The 17828-nt window shown below is 71.6% G+C and carries 18 protein-coding genes; 4 read left to right on the top strand and 14 right to left on the bottom strand.

The window, feature by feature from the left end:
- Positions 1–65: 65 nt before the first annotated feature.
- The 3 genes from mtnP to EXE42_RS19330 form a co-directional block, all read right to left on the bottom strand.
- Positions 66–947, bottom strand: a complete 882-nt coding sequence (mtnP, locus tag EXE42_RS10395) for an S-methyl-5'-thioadenosine phosphorylase (RefSeq protein WP_092920939.1) — start codon at positions 945–947, stop codon at positions 66–68.
- Between the two features lie 64 nt (positions 948–1011).
- Positions 1012–2010, bottom strand: a complete 999-nt coding sequence (locus tag EXE42_RS10390; RefSeq protein ID WP_092920940.1) for a YeiH family protein — start codon at positions 2008–2010, stop codon at positions 1012–1014.
- Positions 2007–2168 carry a hypothetical protein gene (locus EXE42_RS19330; RefSeq protein ID WP_167603352.1) on the bottom strand — a complete coding sequence of 54 codons (162 nt, stop codon included), beginning with the start codon at positions 2166–2168 and terminating at the stop codon, positions 2007–2009. The genes EXE42_RS10390 and EXE42_RS19330 overlap by 4 nt, the downstream gene beginning before the upstream one ends.
- 124 nt (positions 2169–2292) lie before the next feature.
- Here EXE42_RS19330 and EXE42_RS10385 point away from each other — a divergent pair, with 124 nt between their 5' ends.
- Positions 2293–3717: an HD domain-containing protein gene (locus tag EXE42_RS10385; RefSeq protein ID WP_137706468.1), complete on the top strand. Its 1425-nt coding sequence runs from the start codon at positions 2293–2295 to the stop codon at positions 3715–3717.
- A 57-nt stretch (positions 3718–3774) separates the two neighbouring features.
- Here the strand turns inward: EXE42_RS10385 and EXE42_RS10380 are convergent, their stop codons facing one another.
- From EXE42_RS10380 to EXE42_RS10370, 3 genes are all read right to left on the bottom strand, one after another.
- Positions 3775–5169 (bottom strand): FAD-dependent oxidoreductase, encoded by a 1395-nt coding sequence (locus EXE42_RS10380; protein ID WP_137706467.1) that lies wholly within the window; start codon positions 5167–5169, stop codon positions 3775–3777.
- 151 nt (positions 5170–5320) lie between these two features.
- Positions 5321–6610 (bottom strand): MFS transporter, encoded by a 1290-nt coding sequence (locus EXE42_RS10375; RefSeq protein WP_137706466.1) that lies wholly within the window; start codon positions 6608–6610, stop codon positions 5321–5323.
- Between the two features lie 2 nt (positions 6611–6612).
- A complete protein-coding gene (locus EXE42_RS10370) occupies positions 6613–7725 on the bottom strand; it encodes an MBL fold metallo-hydrolase (protein ID WP_092920944.1) in 1113 nt (370 codons plus the stop codon).
- An 87-nt stretch (positions 7726–7812) separates the two neighbouring features.
- On the opposite strand from EXE42_RS10370, the gene EXE42_RS10365 reads away from it, so the two are divergent.
- Complete coding sequence (locus EXE42_RS10365) at positions 7813–8547, top strand: helix-turn-helix domain-containing protein (RefSeq protein WP_092920945.1); 735 nt, start codon at positions 7813–7815, stop codon at positions 8545–8547.
- Between the two features lie 132 nt (positions 8548–8679).
- On the top strand, positions 8680–9489 hold the full coding sequence (locus EXE42_RS10360; protein WP_137693807.1) for a nucleoside phosphorylase: 810 nt from the start codon (positions 8680–8682) through the stop codon (positions 9487–9489).
- A 2-nt stretch (positions 9490–9491) separates the two neighbouring features.
- Here EXE42_RS10360 and EXE42_RS10355 read toward each other — a convergent pair whose 3' ends face one another.
- From EXE42_RS10355 to EXE42_RS10320, 8 genes are all read right to left on the bottom strand, one after another.
- A complete protein-coding gene (locus EXE42_RS10355) occupies positions 9492–10196 on the bottom strand; it encodes an HD family hydrolase (protein ID WP_137706465.1) in 705 nt (234 codons plus the stop codon).
- Positions 10197–10208: 12 nt separating this feature from the next.
- Complete coding sequence (locus tag EXE42_RS10350) at positions 10209–10904, bottom strand: phosphoribosyltransferase (RefSeq protein ID WP_137706464.1); 696 nt, start codon at positions 10902–10904, stop codon at positions 10209–10211.
- Between the two features lie 86 nt (positions 10905–10990).
- On the bottom strand, positions 10991–11611 hold the full coding sequence (locus EXE42_RS10345) for a hypothetical protein (RefSeq protein WP_137706463.1): 621 nt from the start codon (positions 11609–11611) through the stop codon (positions 10991–10993).
- Complete coding sequence (locus tag EXE42_RS10340) at positions 11551–13053, bottom strand: DUF58 domain-containing protein (protein WP_137706462.1); 1503 nt, start codon at positions 13051–13053, stop codon at positions 11551–11553. The genes EXE42_RS10345 and EXE42_RS10340 overlap by 61 nt, the downstream gene beginning before the upstream one ends.
- Positions 13050–13604 carry a hypothetical protein gene (locus EXE42_RS10335; RefSeq protein ID WP_137693811.1) on the bottom strand — a complete coding sequence of 185 codons (555 nt, stop codon included), beginning with the start codon at positions 13602–13604 and terminating at the stop codon, positions 13050–13052. Before EXE42_RS10335 ends, EXE42_RS10340 begins: the two co-directional genes overlap by 4 nt.
- 52 nt (positions 13605–13656) lie before the next feature.
- On the bottom strand, positions 13657–14607 hold the full coding sequence (locus tag EXE42_RS10330; protein ID WP_092920952.1) for a DUF4129 domain-containing protein: 951 nt from the start codon (positions 14605–14607) through the stop codon (positions 13657–13659).
- A 76-nt stretch (positions 14608–14683) separates the two neighbouring features.
- Positions 14684–15733, bottom strand: coding sequence for an MBL fold metallo-hydrolase (locus EXE42_RS10325; protein WP_137706461.1), 1050 nt, complete (start codon positions 15731–15733; stop codon positions 14684–14686).
- 81 nt (positions 15734–15814) lie between these two features.
- Positions 15815–16951 carry an ATP-binding protein gene (locus tag EXE42_RS10320; protein ID WP_137706460.1) on the bottom strand — a complete coding sequence of 379 codons (1137 nt, stop codon included), beginning with the start codon at positions 16949–16951 and terminating at the stop codon, positions 15815–15817.
- A gap of 120 nt (positions 16952–17071) precedes the next feature.
- On the opposite strand from EXE42_RS10320, the gene EXE42_RS10315 reads away from it, so the two are divergent.
- Positions 17072–17449: a hypothetical protein gene (locus EXE42_RS10315; protein WP_137706459.1), complete on the top strand. Its 378-nt coding sequence runs from the start codon at positions 17072–17074 to the stop codon at positions 17447–17449.
- Positions 17450–17828: the final 379 nt, after the last annotated feature.

Below are 17828 nucleotides of genomic sequence, written 5' to 3'. Positions count from 1 at the left end.
CGCGCGTGCTGTCTCGCGGCCGCCGAGGGCGGCCGCTCGCAGGCGCGCGCCACCGCCTCGTCTATTTATAAATAATCGCCCAGCAGCGGCTCGACGCGTTCTTTGGTTTCTTCCGGAATCGCCTCCGTCGGCGTGTTGACGGTGCCCTCCAGCGACGTGTGCGCGTCGCACTCCAGATCCTCGGGGAGCGACCGTACGGCCTCCTCGACGGCGGCCTTGATCGCCGTCTGGTTCTTCTCGGCGTTTTCGAGGACCTCTTCGAGCGTCACCTCGCTGTCCGCCTTCCAGACGTCGTAGTCGGTGACGCCGGCGATCGTCGCGTACGCGATCTCGGCCTCGCGGGCCAGCTTCGCCTCCGGGATCGCGGTCATGCCGACGAGGTCCCAGCCCTGGCGCTTGTAGAACTCCGACTCCGCGCGCGTCGAGTACTGCGGCCCCTCGATACAGACGTAGGTACCGCCCTTCACGACCTTCGTGTCGGCGGCGTCCCCGTCGGCGCCCACCGCGGACTCCGCGGCCTCGGTGAGGTGGTCGACGAGTTCTGGACTATAGGGGTCCGCGAACGGCTGGTGGACGACGACCCCGTCGCCGTAGAAGGAGAGCTCGCGGCCCTTCGTCCGGTCGTAGATCTGGTCCGGGACGACGAGCGTCCCCGGCTCGAGCTCCTCCTTCAGGCTCCCCACCGCGTTCGACGCGAACACGTGGGTGACGCCGGCCTTCTTGAGGGCGTACATGTTGGCGCGGTACGGGAGGTCCGTCGGCGAGGCGCCGTGGTCCGAGCCGTGGCGCGGGAGGAACGCCACCTCGCGGCCCGTGTCTGCGAACTCACCGATCGTCACCGCGTCGCTCGGCGCGCCGTAGGGCGTGTCGTACTCGACCTCGCGCACGTCGTTCAGGGGGAGCGCGTCGTAGATGCCGCTGCCGCCGATGAAGCCGATAGTTCCCATACCGGGAGTGCGCCCGCTCGCCACTTATACGGACCGAACCCCGTCGCTCGGGGCCTCGGTCCGCTCACAGCAGCCAGCGCACGGCCGCGAGCGCGACCGCGCTCACGACGAGCAAGTGAACCAACACCGCGCCGACGGGCGCGGGGCCCACCGCGCGCATGTCGTCGATCCGGATCGAGAGCCCGAGGCCGACGAACGCGAGCGCGAACAGCGCGTCCGACACCCGCCCGATCGACGCCAGCGCGGCCGGCGAGAGCAGTCCGCTGTTGGCGACCGCCGCGACGGCGAGGAAGCCGAGGAGGAACTTCGGGAACTCCGCCCACAGCCGTCGCACGCCCGGATCCGCCGCGGAGCGAGCCGTGTACGCGACCGAGTACGCGACCGCGACGCCGCCGAGCAGCGAGTTGCGCGCCAGCTTCGTCACGGTCGCCCACTGGCCCGCCTCGGGGGAGTAGGCGAACCCCGCGGCCGCGACGGGGCCGGTCGAGAACATGCTCACGCCCGCCCAGACGCCGAACTGCCGGCCGGTGAGGCCGAGCCACTCGCCCGCCAGCGGGAACGCGACGAGGGTCACCGCGTCGAACAGGAGGATCGTCGCGGCCGCGAAGGTGATCGAGGCCCCGCGGGCGTCCAGCACCCTCCCGATCGCGACGACCGCGGAGACGCCGCAGATGCTCGCGCCGGCCGCGAGCAGCGAGGAGGTGGGCGATTCGATCCGGAAGAGGACGCGCGCGACGACCTCCGCGAACAGGAGTCCGCCCGCGACGAACGCCACCACGAGACCGAGGACGGTCGGGCCGGCGGCCAGGAACTCCTCGACCGCGACCGCCGCGCCGAGCAGCACGATCCCGGTCTCCAAGAACAGCTTGTCGGCGCCGACGCCCGGCTCCGCGACCTCGGGGATTCCGACCGAGTTCCCGACGCCGACGCCGATCGCGACGGCGACGACGAGCGGTTGGATCCCGGGAACGGCGCCCGCGACGACCGTCGCCGCGACGGCGCCGCCCGCGAGCAGCGCGAGGCCGGGCAGGTACGCCCGGATCGCCGCCGCGATTCCCGTCACAGCGCCTGTCCGACGAGGTGCGCGGCGACGATCCCGAGCCCCAACGCGAGCGCCTGCCAGCCGCGATCGAGCGCGGTCCAGCGATCGACGAGCGAGGGGTCGGCTCCGTCGGTGGCGCCCGACCGCGCGTCCGTTCCGTCGGCGGCGTCCGATTCCATACGCGTGGCTCGGTGCGCTCGCATTTATGCGGTGGGAATCGCGGCGTTCCCGGGGCCGAGGGATCACGGCGCCGAGCGACGACCGAAAGAGGCAGGACGCGGGAGGCTGTGGTGCCCACAATCGATGCCCACGACCCAGATCAAAGACTCCGTCCACGGCTACATCCAGCTGCCGGACGCGCTCGTCGAGGGCGTCGTCGACACGCGGCCGTTCCAGCGGCTGCGGTACGTCCGACAGCTCTCTGCGACCCACCTCGTCTACCCGGGCGCCAACCACACCCGGTTCGAGCACTCGCTCGGCGTCTACCACCTCGGGCGGACCGTCTTCGAGAACCTCCGCCGACAGTCGTACTTCACCCGGGACGCCGCGGTCGACGAACTCGAGGAGATACAGCGCACGCTGGAGTGCGCCTGCCTGCTCCACGACGTGGGCCACCCGCCCTTCTCGCACCTCTCCGAGGGGTTCCTCGACGAGGGGGCCCTTCGGGAGCGCGTCGCGGAGACCGGCCTGGTCGACGCTTTCGACGCGGCCGGCGTCGGCGGCGCCCCGCTCCGCTCGGCGAACCCGCACGAGCTGCTCGGCTGCGTGATCATCGTCGAGGAGTACGGCGACGCGCTCCGCGCGTTCGACGTGGACCCCTTCGAGGTGTGCGCGTACGTGCTCGGCTACAGCCTCGCGTACGAGCGCGGCGAGCCGTGGCAGTACGGGGTCGGCGCGCAGCTGCTCCACTCCCCCATCGACGTGGACCGGCTGGACTACATCACCCGCGACAACGAGATGACGGGCGCGGGCGTGTTGAGCTTCGACGTCGAGCGCATGGTCGACGCGTACACCGCCCACCCCGAGGCGGGTCTCGCGCTCTCGGAGAAGGCGCTGTCGACCATCGGCAACTACCTCGAAGGGCGGATCGCGTTATACATGTGGGTCACCCAGCACCACAAGTCGGTGTACGCGAACCGGCTGCTTCAGGCGCTTCTGGGCGAGTACGAGCGCAAGACCGGAGAGAGCCCCGTCACGGTCGACGGCATCCTAGACCGCGAGCTCGACGACAACGCGGTGCTCGAACGGCTCCGGGTCGCCGCCCGCGAGAACCCCGACTCGACGCTCGCGTCGATGTACGACCGCTTCCGCGGGCGGCGCTTCCCCGCCACCTGCTGGAAACACCGGATCGCGCTCGCCGACCGGGTCGGCGGCGACCTCGACGACGACCTCCCGGTGGACGGCGACCCGCTCGACGCGTTCACCGACTGGCTCACCGCCGGCGACGACCGCCTGGAGCGACTCCTCGCCGACGCCCTCGACGTGCCGGTCCACGAGGTGTGGATCGACCGCTCGTACGTCCCCGCCTACGACCCCGACGAGCTGGAGGACATCCCCATCGCGTACGGCGGGACGACGCGGTCGGTCGCCGACTGGGGGCTGTACGGCGACCGCGCGTTCGACGTGCCGATCCCCTTCGTGTTCGTTCCCGACGGGACGAAGCGGCGGGCGATCCGCGTGCTCAGGGAGGCGTTCGTGCGAGAGGTCACGGAGGAAGCGCGCGCCTAGAGCCGTGTTCGTTACTCGGACGGATGGCGGCGAAGGACCGGCCGGTCCCCGGACGGATCAGTCGTCGGCCTCGGCGGGGACGCGGTCGTCCGCGTCGGCGGTGGCGTCACCCTCCCCGTCGGGCCGCGGGAAGTTCTCGATAGTCGCGTCGCGGAAGGCGGCCTCGTCGAACTCGTACTCGTCCTCGAAGAAGCCGAGCACGGTCTCGACGTCCGTCATCGCGTTCTTCAGCGCGGTCGACGCGCCGGGCGAGGGGGTGATGTTGAACAGGATGCCGTCCTCGACGATCTTCGCTTCGCCCATGTCCAGCTCCTTGTTCTCGGTGTCGACGATCTGGGGGCGAACGCCGCCGTACCCCTTCGCGCGGTCGATGTCGTCGAGGTCGACGCTCGGAACGACCTTCTGGACGTCCGGCAGGAAGGCGCGCTTGCCGACCACCGGGAGGTCGTACACGAGGTTGCGCACGACGTACGGGAAGAGGATGCGGTCAGAGAGGATGTTGACGTAGCTCAGCACGGAGTCGGGGTTGAACCCGAACACGTCGACAAAGTCGCTCACGGTCGAGAGGTGGCCGCGCTCCAGCGCGGGCACGAGCTTCGCGGTCGGGCCGAACCGGGTGACGCTCCCGTCGTGGACGTCGGCGTCGCCGTGGACCGCCGCGAACGGGAGCTTCTTCATCTGGAGCGTGTACACCTTCCCGTTCAGCAGGTCGTCCGCGAGGAAGAAGCTCCCCGCGACCGGCAGCAGCGACATCCCCTCGCCGTACCCCATCTCCTTGGCGAACTGGAGGCTGTGCGACCCGGCCGCGACGACGACCGCCTCGGCGTCGAACTCGCCGTCGTCGGTGTCGACCGTGAACCCGTCGCCCCGCTCGTCGACGTTCGTCACCGTCGTTCCGAGGTGGACGGAGACGCCGTCCTCCTCGCGGGCCGCGTCGACGAACGACTCCGCGACCGCGCCGTAGTCGACGACGTAGCCGTCGGGCGTCTGGAGCGCCTTCAGATCCGTGTCGGGGTCGCGCCCCTCGACGACCTTCGGCTCCAGCTCGGCGATCTCCTCGCGGCCGATCTCGCGCAGCTTCGGGAACAGGTCGCCGAACCCGTTCTCGCGGTAGCGCTCCTCTAACTTGGCGACCTCCTCGTCGCCGACGCCGAGGACCATCTTGCTCCGCTTGCTGTGCATCTCGCGGTCGGGGTCCGACCCCTCGAGGTAGCCCGCGAGCAGCTCGGCGCCCTCCTTGACCTCCTCCGCCTTCTCCAGGGTGTAGTTCGTCTCGATGTCCCCGAAGTGGAGCGTCTGGGAGTTGTTTGTCCGGTGTGAGTTGATCGCGGCGATCTCCCGTTCCTTCTCGATCAGCGTGATGTCGTCGACGTCGGTGAACTTCGCGACCGTGTACAGAAGCGACGCCCCGCTTATCCCCCCGCCGATGATTACGAGATCGGTGTCAGACATGCGTGGTGAAAGCTCACCTCGTGAGAGGACCTCCCCCGTTAACCCTTTTACCATCCTCGCGCGAAATCGAGGGGTAGAGGGCCTACGAACGTCGATTGTGGGAACGACGATCGTCGAACCCACTCTCGGTCACGCCACCGTCCACCGCCGGCTAGTCCCCTGCGGCCGGTTCGGTCGGCGGCTCCGGCGCTGGAGCGGGCGGCTCGTGGGTCCCGAACTCGGGGTGGGTCTCCTCCATCCAGACGACCACGATCGCGCCGGAGAGGAACATCAGGACGGCGGTCAGGTAGAACGCCGCCTCGGCGTTGACGAACTCCATCGCGAGCCCGATCAGGATCGCGCCGACGGCGTAGCCCGAGTCGCGCCACATCCGGTAGACCCCCATTCCGGCCGACCGCCAGGTCGGGTGGGCCGCGTCGCTCGGGACGGTCATCAGGTTCGGGTATAAAAGCGCCATCCCGAACCCGGAGACGCCGGCCAGCGCGGCCCACGCGAGGTATCCCTCGACGAGGACCATTCCGAGGACGCCCGCGCCGGCCAGGAACATCCCGGCGATGACCGGCGGTCGCCGGCCGATCCGGTCCGCGAGGCCGCCGGTGCCGATCTGGAGGAAGTACATCGCGCTGTGGACGCCGACCACGGCCCCGACCGCCGCGATGTCGAGCCCCTGGTTCAGCAGGTACAGCGGGACGGCGATCCAGAACAGCGTGTCGACGAAGTTCTCGACGTGGCCCGCCTGCGCCGCCGCGAACAGCGTCCGGTCGCCGTAGGTCGCCCGCTTCAGGACCTCGTTGAACGGGAGGTTCGCGTCGCGGTCGTCGTCACCCCCCTCGACCTGCGCGTACTGGACGGTCTCTCTGACCAGGAACACCGAGACGAGGAACGCCAGGACCACGACGACAGCGAGGAAGTAGAACGGCTCCGGCCGGAGGCCCCACCGGCTGGCGATGACGCCCGTCACCCAGGCGCCGACGGCCACGCCGGTGTAGCCGAACGACTCGTCGATGCCGACCGCGAGGCCGCGCTGGTCGGGGCTCGCGAGGTCGATCTTGGCGTTGATCGCCATGCTCCACGTCAGCGCCTGGTTGATCCCCAGCAGGACGTTCCCGACGGTGATCCAGCCCCAGCTCGGGGCGGAGATGAGGATGACCGGCAGCGGGAGCGCCGTGACCCACCCGGCGATGAGCACTGGTCTGCGGCCGTACTCCTCTCCCCACTTCCCGGCGTAGAGGTTGAGGATCGACTTCACGATCCCGAAGGAGACGACGAACGAGCCGATCACGAGGAACGACTCGACGCCGAGTACGTCCTCCCCCAGCGCGGGGACGACGGTGCGCTCGGACCCGATGGTCAGGCCGGTGGCGAACACCAGCAGGACGTGGAGCGAGAACTGCCAGCGGTGTTCGCGGATCCCCTGTTTGATGTCGGTTGCCGTGCTCATTGTCACTCGGCCGCGCAGTTGTTCGGCCCCAGCTCCAGCTCGGCCAGCTCGTCCGCCGGAACCGACTCCTGTCCCACGTTCGTGCGCTTGACGCGCTCGAAGTTCGGGGGGTGGTCCGGGACGTCCGACGCGAGCTCCTCGACGAACGCCTCGCGGTCGCGGCGGAGGTCCGCGTTCCGGCGCTCGACCTCACCGAGCGTCGCGGTCACCGGCGGCTCGGGCGAGCCGGGGTCGTGCGCCGGGAGCACGACCGCGTCGTCCGGCCGGTCCAGCAGCCGCCGGAGGCTCTCGTACAGCGTCGCGGCGTTCCCCTCGACGTCGGCGTCCTCGATCCCGGCCTCGACGCCGAGTTCGACGCGACCGACGCTCTCGTGGAAGAGGGTGTCGCCGGTGAGCAGCGCCGCGCCGCCGACGTCGAACGAGACGCTCCCCTCGCTGTGTCCGGGCGTGTGAACGACCTCGACGTCGAGCCTGCCGACAGCCACGGTCTGCCCGTCCTCGATCGGCGCCGCGTCGAGGGCGAGCGCGTCCTTCGGATGGAGGTAGTAGGAGACGCCGTAGCGGTCGGCGAGTTCCGCCGCGCCGGAGACGTGGTCGGCGTGGGCGTGCGTGTCGAAGACGCCGACCAGATCGGCGTCGTGCTCGTCGAGGATCGCCTCGTACTCGTCGAGGTAGTGCGACGGGTCGAAGACGGCGGCCTCACCCGCCGAGACGAGGACGTGCGAGAGGCATCCCTTCCCCGGACGCGCGACCTGGACGAGCGTCCCGTCGAGGTCGACCGGGACCTCCGCGTGCCGGTGGACGCGGCTCCAGCCGTTCATTCCGTCCGCGAGCGTCACGGCGTCGTAGCCCAGCTCGCGGAGGACCTCCGTCGCCGTCTGTGAGACGACGCCCGCGGCGCAGACGGTCACGATCTCCGCGTCATCGGGGAGATCGGAGAGGGCCGGCTTGGCGCTGTCGGGGTCCTCGGTCAGTTCGTCGTACACGTCGACGTTGACGCTGCCCGGGATGTGCCACTCCTCGAACTCCGCCTCGTGACGGACGTCGAGGACGAGCGGCCCCTCGTCGTCGTTTCGCAGCTGTTCGCTGAGCGCGTCCGGCGATAGCTCCTGCATCGTACACCGGTATAGCGGGGAGAAGGGGATACGGTCACTGCCGGACATGACCGGCACCGTTAATGCGTGTTAGTTCCAAAATTCCGTATGAGCCTGTACGAGGCCTCGATCCGAGTGAAACACGAGTGTCCGTACCGGGAGATCTCCGAGCGACATCCGGATCTCACCATCCGCGAGTGGCCGCTGAGCGACTGTCAGGTGCTCGAGATCACCGCGGAGACGACGCCGACGGACGCGCTGCTCGACGAGATAGATCAGATCGGAACCGTCCTCCACGAGTCCGCGGACGACGACGGGTACCACGTCGTCACGCAGTCCTGTCTCTGCTCGCTTGAGGAGTCCGTTATCGATCGCTTCGAGAAGCACAACTGCCTGTATCAGTCGCCGACCATCTACCGGCAGGGCTGGGAGCATTACACGGTGGTCGCGTTCGACGGCGCCGACATCCGAGCGCTGCTCGGCGACCTGCGCGCCGACAGGGAGATCGAGCTGCTCTCGAAGACCGAGATCTCGGAGACCCAGATCCCGCACAGCATGCTGGCGCCGGCGAACCAGCTGTTCGAGGACCTCACCGACCGACAGTTGGCGGCGCTCCAGTTGGCCTTGGAGCGCGGCTACTACACCCAGCCGCGCCAGACCTCGCTGCGCGAGCTCGCCGATCAGACGGCGGTCGCCCGCTCGACGTACGAGGAACACCTCCGGAAGGCGGAGAACAAGCTGCTCACGAGCGCGGGACAGTACCTGCGACTCGTCACCGCGACGTCGACGGGCGACCCGCTGGAGGTCGAAGAGACCCGTCGGGCCGAACGGGCCGCGGATTAGTTCGGCGACGGGAAGCGGGACCCTCGGGCGCCGACGAACTCCTCAGGCGCCGACGGAACCGCTTCCGTTCGAGGGCACGGAGTCGTCGAGCGACCGTAACCCCCTTTCGTCGGTTCGGCGAACACGACTCATATGACCGACCCGTCCGACTCGGACGCGTCGCCGCTCTTCGAGGCGAAGGCGTTCGACGAGCCGTCCGTCTTCGATCCGGATGCCCTCCTGAAGAACGCCCGGCGACAGAAGGATCTCCCGGAGCGCCCGGTCCCCGAGATCTGCGTCCTCGACCCGGACGGCGACGTCGTACGCCACCTGACGGCGACCGGAGCGGCGGAGCGAGACGAGACGTGGCCCGGCTACCACACGGACCTCTACCGGTTCGAACGAGACGGCGAGGAGTTCGGGATCGTCGGCCGCGCCGTCGGGGCGTCGTTCGCCGTCCTCGTCGCGGAGCAGCTGTTCGCCGCCGGCTGCGAGTTCCTCGTGAGCGTCACCTCCTCGGGACGGATCGTGCCGAAAGACGACCCGCCGTACTTCGTGCTCGTCGAGCGCGCGCTCCGCGACGAGGGGACGAGCCACCACTACCGGTCGGCCGGCCGCTACGCCTCCGTCGACCCGGAGCTTGTGGACCCGGTCGAACGCGCGTGCGAGGCGGCGTCCAGGCCGGTGTACACCGGGGCGACGTGGACGACGGATGCCCCATTCCGGGAGACGGAGACCGCGATCGAACGCGCCCGGTCCGAGGGGGTCCTCGCGGTCGAGATGGAGGCGGCGGCCCTCTACGCGTTCGCGGCGGTCCGGGACCGCCCGGTCGTCTGCTTCGCGCACGTGACCAACCAGATGGGTCAGACCGAGGAGGAGTTCGAGAAGGGGGACGCGAACGGCAGTCGAGACGCGCTGGAGGTGATCGAGGCGGCCGCGGCGGCGTGGCGGGCGTCGAACTGAACTCACTCTCCGTCCCGAGCGGTCCGATACCGCTCCCGGATCGCCGCGAACAGCGCTCGGCCGGTCTCGGTCCGGAGCCGGGGCTCGCTCGTCGCGAAGAACTCGTCGAGGTCGTCGTACTCGCGGAACGCGTCGGGGTCGCCGCGCTCCGGGTCGTACCGGTCGCCTCGTTCGTAGACAACTGCTTGGAGGCAGGTGTCGAGCAGGTCGCACTCCTTGACGAGAATCGCCTCCGGCGACTCGCGGGCCTCGTACGCCTCCCACGCGTCTCGAAGGCGTTCGGGGAGCGGGCCGGCGAGGTCGCGGATCGCGTCGCGCTCGGCGGCGACCTTCGCCTCGCGGTCGACCGCGTCCGCGGTCGAGTCGGGACGGGTCGCGTCGTCGCCGCGGTCCGCGACGTCGGCGGCCCGAGTCGCCACGTCGCCCGTCTCCGCCTCGGCGACGTCGTGGACGACCGCCAGCCGGAGGGCGCGGTCGAGGTCGACACTCGGGAGGCCCCCGCGGAACCGGTCGCCGAGCGCGACGACGAGGTACGCGACCCCCCACGAGTGGGCGGCGACGGACTCGGGGTCGTCGACCCCGCGGAGCTGCCAGCCGGTGCGCCGCTCGTCTTTCAGGTCGTACGCGGCGAGCACGGCGTCGAGGGCGTCGTCGCGGCCGTCATCGTCGTCCGCGCCTCCATCGGCCCCGTCGTCTGCGGCGTCCATCGCTCGGACCCGCTACTCGGCAAGCGCCCAGGCGTCATCGCCCGCCCGTTCGGCCACGTCCCGCCGAACCATCTCCTCGATAACCTCGTCGAGGCGGTCGGGCTGGGCGACCTCCATCTCGATCCGGCCGATGCCGTGGTACTCCTCGAGGTAGTGGCGCAGGTCCTCCCGCGAGAACGCCGACTCGTCGGCTCGCTCCATCGCGCCCTCCGTGAGGTCGACCATGTCCTCGAGGAAGTTCCACGGGTAGACGACCCACGTCCACTGTTCGAGCCGCTCGCCAACGAAGTCGGGCTGGAACTCCGAAGTGCCGAGCAGCTGGAGCGTCGCGGTGCGGATCTCTGCGGCGTCCCGCTCCTCGACGTACTCCTCGGCGCGGCGGATCGAGCCGCCGGTGTCGGCGATGTCGTCGATGATGAGTACGTCCTTCCCCTCCACGCTCCCCTCGGGCATCGGGTAGCGGATCTGTGGCTCGCCGCTCTTCTCGGCGGTCCCCACGTAGTGTTCCATCTTGAGGCTGGTGAGGTCGTTGAGCCCGAGGAAGTCGCAGACGCACCGCCCCGCGAACCAGCCGCCGCGGGCCAGGGCGACGACCACGTCCGGCTCGAAGTCGGCCCGCTTCACCGCGTCGGAGACGTTGCGGCAGAGCCCGTAGATGTACTCCCAGTTGGTGAGCGTACAGTCGAAGTCGTCCGGGAGGTCGCTCATACGAGCGTACCTGCCGGCCGCGCGCTGATAAGGGTTTAGCTCCGCCGGCGCGCGCGGCCGCGAGCGCCCCGCGAGTTCGCCCGCCGTCACCGCAGCGCCGAGATCAGCGCGATGCCGCCCGCCAGGAGCAGCGCGAGCGCGGCCACCGGCTGGCCGCCGCCGACCGCGAGCGTCACCCCGTAGACGAGGCCGGCCGCGAGCGCGCCGACGAGCAGGCCCGACCCCGCGTGGACCGCGACGTTCCGCCGCGCTCGGGCGCCCCGACCGACCTGCTCTCCGAGGCCGACGCCGTGGTCGGCGACGTCCCACGCGACCGCGAGGCCGACGGCGGCGACGAGCAGCGCCTCGGGGGGAGCGCCCCGGTACCCCGCGAGCGCGAGTCCGACCACGCCGACGGCCGCGCCCCACGTCAGGACTCGGGCCGATCCCCGGAGCGAGCCCCCGAGGAACCCGAGCGCGGCGACGCCGAGCAGCGCGCCGCCGGTCGGGCTCGCGACCGAGGCTGCGGTCGCCGCGACCCCCGCCGCCGCGAGGCTCGCGGCGATCGCGACCGTCGGCGGCCGCGCGTCGATCTCGTGGGAGTCGGCGCCGGCGTCGTCGCGGCTCTCTCCGCTCGCTCCGCGTTCCCCGTCTCGAACCGCGTCGCTCATCGCGACCACCGCCTCGTCGCGGCCGCGACCGCCACCGGGAAGGAGTCGTCGCCCCACTCCAGCGCGCGGATCCCCGCCGACCGAAGCGCCCGTAACCGCTGGCGGCGCTCGAAGGTCGTCAGCCGCTGGCCGGCGGTCTCGGTCGTCGTCGGATCCGGCGAGAGCACCGTCACGAGGTGACCGTGCGCGTCGATCCGACGGGCGAGCGACGCCGCGGTGTCGTCGACGAGCGGGGTGAAGAACAGCACCTGCGCGTCGGCGGGGATCCGCCGCCGGAACCGCCGGAGCCACAGCGACCGGTAGAACCGCTCGTCGCTCGGGGTCGGGGCCAGCGCCGGGTCGGTGGCCAGCGTCTCGCGCCCGCGGGCCGCGTGGACGGTTCCGCTCCCCGGCGGGAGCCAGCAGTCCAGCGGCGACAGCGCCGCGATCCCGACTCGGTCGCCGCCGTCGAGCAGCGCGGAGAACGCCTGTCCGGCGGCCGAGACGCTCGCCTCTACCGCCGTCTCGGCGTCGGGATCGGCGGCGGCGTACGCGGACTCGCGGGCGTCGACGAGCAGCACGACGGTGGCGGCGCGCTCCTCGCGCAGTTCGACGGTCGACAGCTCCCCCGTCCGCGCCCGCCGGTTCCAGTCGATCCGCTTGAGCGGGTCGCCCCGGCGGTACTCCCGGGTCGCGTGGAACTCGACGCCGGCCCCGCCCACGTCGGTCGGCACCCTCCCGTGGTGGACGGTCGTCAGCCCGCGAAGCGGGAGGTCCCCGCCGGCGGACAGCTCCGGGGTACAGGCGATCGCCGTCGGCGCGTCGAAGGCCGTCGTGCGCTCGCGCGCACCGGCCGCGTCGCGCGTGATCGCGGTCATCGCTTCCCACTCGTGATCGCCGCGGGCGGCGCGCACGGTGTATTCGAACGTCACCGCCGTTCCCGGCCGCAACGCGGTCCCGACTCGGGCCGGCCCGTCGACGACCGCCAGCCCCGGCGGGACGCCGTCGACGAGCCGGAGGTCCGGGAGCGCACCCTCTCCGACGTTCTCCGCGCGGACGGTGACGCGCACCTCGTCGCCCGGCGCCGGCGTCTCGTCGCTCACCGACCGCGTCACCGCCAGCGTCGGCGTCGGCGCGTCGCCGGCCCGGGCGTAGACGGCGTAGCCGACGCCGACGGCGCCCGCGAGCACCAGCGACGACTGCCGAACGAGCACGCCGAGGCCGACGAGCGCCAGCGCCGCGCCCGCGATCCCCAGCCAGCGATCCGTCTCGATCTCCCGTCGAGACTCCCGATCGGTCGGGGCGCCGGCGGACTCCGCCGCGGCCGCGTCAACGGACTCCGTCGCGTCCGCGTCGCCTTCCGGTCCGGTCGCGTCGCTCTCCCGTCCGGTCGCGTCGCTCTCCCGTCCGGTCGCGTCGCTCTCCCGTCCGGTCGCGTCGTCCGCGCTCGGGTCGCTCTCCCCGTTTCGATCCGACGCGTCCGAATCGGACGCGACGGCTGCTCCCCGCGGATCGCTCACGCGTCACCCCGCGACTCGATCCGTTCGATCTCGTCGATCACGGCCCGGAGCCCGTACCAGTAGTTCGACCGCCCCCGGACCCCGGCGGACAGGCGGACGCGCAGCGGGTACGCGGTCCGCGTGTCGAAGAAGGCGGCGGCGGCGCCGTCGTCGGTCCACGTCCCGTCGTCGACGGCCGCCGCCGCCGCCTCCCGAGAGCAGTTGCGGTCGCGGGCGACGGCGGTGACCGAGACCTCTCGGATCCGGTCGCGGAGGTCCCGGCGGTCCCGATAGCCGCCGGGCGCCGGGCTGGCGGCCCGAGCGATTCGCTCGTCGAGGGCCGCGCCGGGCACCGCGGCCGGCGCGCGGCGCTCCGGGTCTCCGGGATCCGCCGGGACCCGCCGTCGCTCTCGGCGCGCGTTCGCGTACCGAATGCCCTGAACCACGCCGAGGACGCCGATCAGCGTGACGACGGTCGACGTGGGGGAGATCGCCGACGCCACGCCGCGGTCGAGCGCCGCGAGCAGGCCGACGGCGACCGCTAGCACCCCCGCGACGGCGAGGGGGCGCACTACCGGTCACCCCCGTCGGACGCGGCGCCCGCGGCGGCGACCCGACTGCGGCTCACGACTCCCCCCCGTGCCGTTCTTCGATCTCGCGCAGCGCCTCGACGGCGCGGCGCTCGCGGTCGTCCGTCGCGTCCTCGCCGCCGTACCGCACGCGCTCGAACACCTCGGTGAGCGCGGTCACCGGCGCCTCGTCGACCCCGGCGTCGACCGCGGCGGTCGCGAACTCAGCCGGCGTCGACGAGGCCGGGCGGTCGACGTCGAGCGCGTCGGTCATGTCGCGCCACGCGCGGTACACCTCGTTGTCCGCCTCAGACGACTCGATCCGGTCCGCGGCCTCGCCGGCCGTCCGCCCGATCGCGTCGAGGTCCGGCGGCTCCTCGGCCGGTGGATCGGGCCGGCCGCTCCCGTCGCCCCCGGTCCCTTCGTCGTCGCCGCCGGCGAGGAGGAGGGCGGCGACGCTCGCGACGACCGCGACGGCGATGACGACCGCGAACAGGATCTGCGGTGCCGACGCCGCGCCCTCCCCGCTGCCGAGTCCGCTACCGCCGACGGCGCCGGCCGGCAACAGCCCGGTTCCGTTCCCGCCGAGGCCGAGCGCGGCCGAGACGGCTCCCGCGCCCGAACCGCACGTCGACAGCACCCAAAAGAGGAAGGCGACCGGCGTGCCCATCACGCCGGCAACGGTAACGCTCACGAACGGCGACGCGGTGTCGCGGTACGTCACGGCGGCGATCAGTAGCACCCCGAAGACGAGCGCCGCGACGGCCGGTGGCTCCCTGAGGAACGGGAGGCAGATCCCCGAGACCGACACCGTACCCGCCTCGCCCGACGAGGTGAGGATCCCGGGGGTCCCGCTCCCCTCTCCGACGCTCGGGGCGTCCCCGGCGCCTCCGCCGAACCCGCCGCTACCGGTGTCGACGGCGGTGTTCAGCGTCGCTGCCGCGACGCCGAGCGCGACGAGGGCGAGGAGGGCGACGACGACCGCGACGAGGGCGTCCCGCTTCACGTCCCCGAATACGCCGGCCGCCACGAATAGCTTTCGGCGAGCGGCGGGCTGCCCGCGCGCTCGGTCGGGGCGCCCGCTACGCGCCCTCGCTTCCGTCCACGAGGTCGTCGAGCGGCGTGGTCGGGAACAGCGCGCCGACGTCGGGGTCGGGGTCGACGAGGCGGTACGCGGTCCCGTCGCGCTCGACGACGCCGGCGGCCGCGAGGTGGTCGAGGTGCGAGAACGCCTCCCCGGGGCCGTGGAGGACGTGGATCTCCTCCAGCGAGCCGAACAGCGCGGCGGAGACCTCCCACGCGGTCGCGGGCCCCGACCCGTCGAGGACCTCGATCACCCGGCGGGTCCGGTGGCGGTGGTGGTCGAGGATCGCCGCCGCGCGTCGGCTCGGGTCGTCGATCCGTCGGCGGTGGCCGGGGTGGGCGGCGTCGAAGTCGCGGGCGACGATCCGCGCGAGGCTCTCGGCGTAGGCGGCGAGCGCCCCCTCGACGCGCACGTCCGCGCCGCCGACGTTCGGGGTGTACTTCGGGAGGAGCGCGTCGCCGGTGAAGGCCTCCTCCGTCGCGTCGTCCCCCGCCACGGGGTCGTGGCCCGGCACCGTTCGCGGGTCGAACGCGAACCCGGAGAGCCCCGCGGTGTGGCCGGGGAGGTGGAGGACCTCGAGCCCGACGCCGCCGGCCCTGATCGCGTCGCCGTCGGAAACCGTCGTCACGTCCGCCGGTCGCCCCGAGAGGTCCGCGCTGACCGCGTCGAAGAAGCCGCTCAGGCGCTCCCGGTCGGCGTCGGGCATCCCCCACCGCTCGAACGTCTCGCGCTGGAGGTCGCGGTCGGCGAACAGCGGCGTCTCGGTCCCGTCGACGAGTGCCGCGTCGGCCTCGTGGACGTACACCTCGGCGCCGCCCGCGGTCTGAATCTCGCCGGCGAGACCCGCGTGGTCCGGGTGCCAGTGGGTGAGCGCGATCGCGTCGACATCGCGGAACGAGAGCCCGTGCTCCGCGAGACCGTCGACCAACTCCTCGCGTACCGCCGGGAGCGCGACGCCGGTGTCGACGAGCGCGGTCGCCTCGCCGTCGAGGAGGTAGACGTCGTTCGCGCCCTCGAAGACGGTGTTGCCGAGCTGGATCCGTTTCACACGGACCCCTCGCCCGCCGGCCATTTCACGGTTTCCACCGCGGCGCGCGAGTCGCATCGGTGGCCGCCGCCTCGCCGCCGATCACTCGACGTGGACGCCGGTGAACTCGAAGCGCGCCCCGCCGTCGGATCCCGCGGTGACGCTCACGTCCCACCCGTGCGCCTCGGCGACGCGTTCGACGATGGCGAGGCCGAATCCCGTCCCGTCCGGGTCCGTCGTGTGGCCGGCTTCGAGGACCTCCTCGCGTTCGTCCTCGGGAATCCCCGGGCCGTCGTCCGCGACGTAGAACCCGTCCTCGAGGTCACCGACGGTGACGGTGACCGCCGAGCCCCCGTGCGAGACGGCGTTCCGCAGGAGGTTCTCGAGCAGCTGTTTGAGCCGGCTCCGGTCGGCGCGGACCGCCGTCGTCGCCTCCGCGCGCAGGGCCGCGTCCGCGGTGTCGACGCCCGTCCAGCACTCCTCGGTGACCGCGCCGAGGTCGACCGGTTCGAGCGACTCGACGTCGACGCCCTCGCGCGCCAGCGTCAGGAGGTCGTCGATGAGCGTCGCCATGCGGGCGTGGGCCCGCGCGACCGCGTCGAGGTGTTCGGCGTCGCCCTCCTCGCGGGCGAGGTCGAGGTGCCCCCGCGCCACGTCCAGCGGGTTCCGGAGGTCGTGCGAGACGATGCTCGCGAACTCGTCGAGCCGCTCGTTCTGCCGCTCCAACTCCCGCTCTCGGCGCTTCCGCTCGGTGATGTCCCGGATGACGCCCACCCGGCCGAGCTCATCTCGATCGTCGAGGTCGGCCCGGCCGGTGCGGTCGGTTTGGCCGGTTCGGTCGGTTTGGCCGGTGCGGTCGGTTTGGCCGGTTCGGTCGGTTTGGCCGGTGCGGTCGGTTTGGCCGGTGCGGTCGGTCCGGCCGAACCGCATCTCCGCGGGGAACGAGTCGCCGTGTTCGGTCTCGAACTCGTACTCGATCACGCCGGCGTCGCGGCCCTCCTCGCGCATCGCCGCGCGCTCCCGGCGCGCCCGCTCCGCGGTCTCCTCGCTCACCCAGTCGTAGATGTCCGTTCCGAGGAGTTCCTCGCGGTCGACGCCTTTCATCTCCGCGTACCGCTCGTTGACGTAGACGATCGTCCCGTCGGATCGAATCGCGTAGACGGCGTCGTCGAGCGACTCCAGGATCGTCTCGTACCGGCGCAGGTCCCGCGCCTGCCGACCCTCGTCGCGGTCCCCCATCTGTGTTCGCCTCGGACTTCAGGCCGGCCGGTAATAAACCATCGTTGCGGCCGTCCCCGCTTCCCGTCCGCCTCGACCCCGATCCGTTGAGGCTTTGCTTCTCCCGCCCGTTCCGGTGGTATGGAGTACCAACCGGGCATGTGTAACATCGGACCGACCCAACAGCGACGGCGGCTCCTCCTCGGCGTCGGGTCGCTGGTGGCGGCCGCGGCCTACGTCGCGGCGGTCGTCGCGCTCGCGTGGCCGCGGTGGGCGCTGATCGCCTCCGTGCTCCCGCTGTACGGCGCCGCGATGGGGGCGTTACAGTACCGCGAGCGCTTCTGTATCGGCTTCGCCGGCATGGGCGTCTTCGACGTGGGCGACGGGGCGAACGAGATCCAAAACGAGGAGGCGCTCGCCGCGGACCGCAAGAAGGCGGTCCGGCTCAACGCGAAGGCGGTGGGAGTCGGCGTTGCGGGGACGGTGGTCGTCTTCGCCGCGGTGACGATTTTCCTATAACTGGTCGCGGGAGCGCGAGTCGATCTGTTATAAATTGTCGGTTGCGGATCGGCGGCGAACACCGCCAAAGCCTCAGTCGGGAGGAGATACGACAGTGGTTGTAATAAATAACTGATCGACACGAACAACATCGAAGCCCCAGCCGTGAGGCGGGCGCACACTCGCTGTGCTCCTCGGTCGCTCACTTCGTTCGCTCCCTGCGGTGCTTGCGTCGTCTGCGCCCGCCTCACGGCTGCCCCTTCGAGTCCCACCCGACCGCACCGCACAGCGCCTCACACCTCCCCAGCCTCGTCGCTCGCTTGGGGCTCCCTCCGGTCGCCCGCACCGCTCGCAGGCACGCGCCACCGCACAGCACCGCGATCCGTGTGTGGTCACGGAC

The organism is Halorubrum sp. SP3 (genome assembly GCF_005435195.1).
GTDB classification, from domain to species: domain Archaea; phylum Halobacteriota; class Halobacteria; order Halobacteriales; family Haloferacaceae; genus Halorubrum; species Halorubrum sodomense.
Note: the sequence above shows the minus strand (reverse complement) of the source record. Positions and strands in the feature narration are given on the sequence as shown.

Coding starts and splice junctions, on each gene's coding strand:
- EXE42_RS10380 (WP_137706467.1), bottom strand. CDS start 5,169: ATGTCTGACACCGATCTCGTAATCATCGGCGGGGGGATAAGCGGGGCG.
- mtnP (WP_092920939.1), bottom strand. CDS start 947: ATGGGAACTATCGGCTTCATCGGCGGCAGCGGCATCTACGACGCGCTC.
- EXE42_RS10385 (WP_137706468.1), top strand. CDS start 2,293: ATGCCCACGACCCAGATCAAAGACTCCGTCCACGGCTACATCCAGCTG.
- EXE42_RS10370 (WP_092920944.1), bottom strand. CDS start 7,725: ATGCAGGAGCTATCGCCGGACGCGCTCAGCGAACAGCTGCGAAACGAC.
- EXE42_RS10315 (WP_137706459.1), top strand. CDS start 17,072: ATGGAGTACCAACCGGGCATGTGTAACATCGGACCGACCCAACAGCGA.
- EXE42_RS10360 (WP_137693807.1), top strand. CDS start 8,680: ATGACCGACCCGTCCGACTCGGACGCGTCGCCGCTCTTCGAGGCGAAG.
- EXE42_RS10355 (WP_137706465.1), bottom strand. CDS start 10,196: ATGGACGCCGCAGACGACGGGGCCGATGGAGGCGCGGACGACGATGAC.
- EXE42_RS10350 (WP_137706464.1), bottom strand. CDS start 10,904: ATGAGCGACCTCCCGGACGACTTCGACTGTACGCTCACCAACTGGGAG.
- EXE42_RS10320 (WP_137706460.1), bottom strand. CDS start 16,951: ATGGGGGACCGCGACGAGGGTCGGCAGGCGCGGGACCTGCGCCGGTAC.
- EXE42_RS19330 (WP_167603352.1), bottom strand. CDS start 2,168: ATGGAATCGGACGCCGCCGACGGAACGGACGCGCGGTCGGGCGCCACC.
- EXE42_RS10375 (WP_137706466.1), bottom strand. CDS start 6,610: ATGAGCACGGCAACCGACATCAAACAGGGGATCCGCGAACACCGCTGG.
- EXE42_RS10365 (WP_092920945.1), top strand. CDS start 7,813: ATGAGCCTGTACGAGGCCTCGATCCGAGTGAAACACGAGTGTCCGTAC.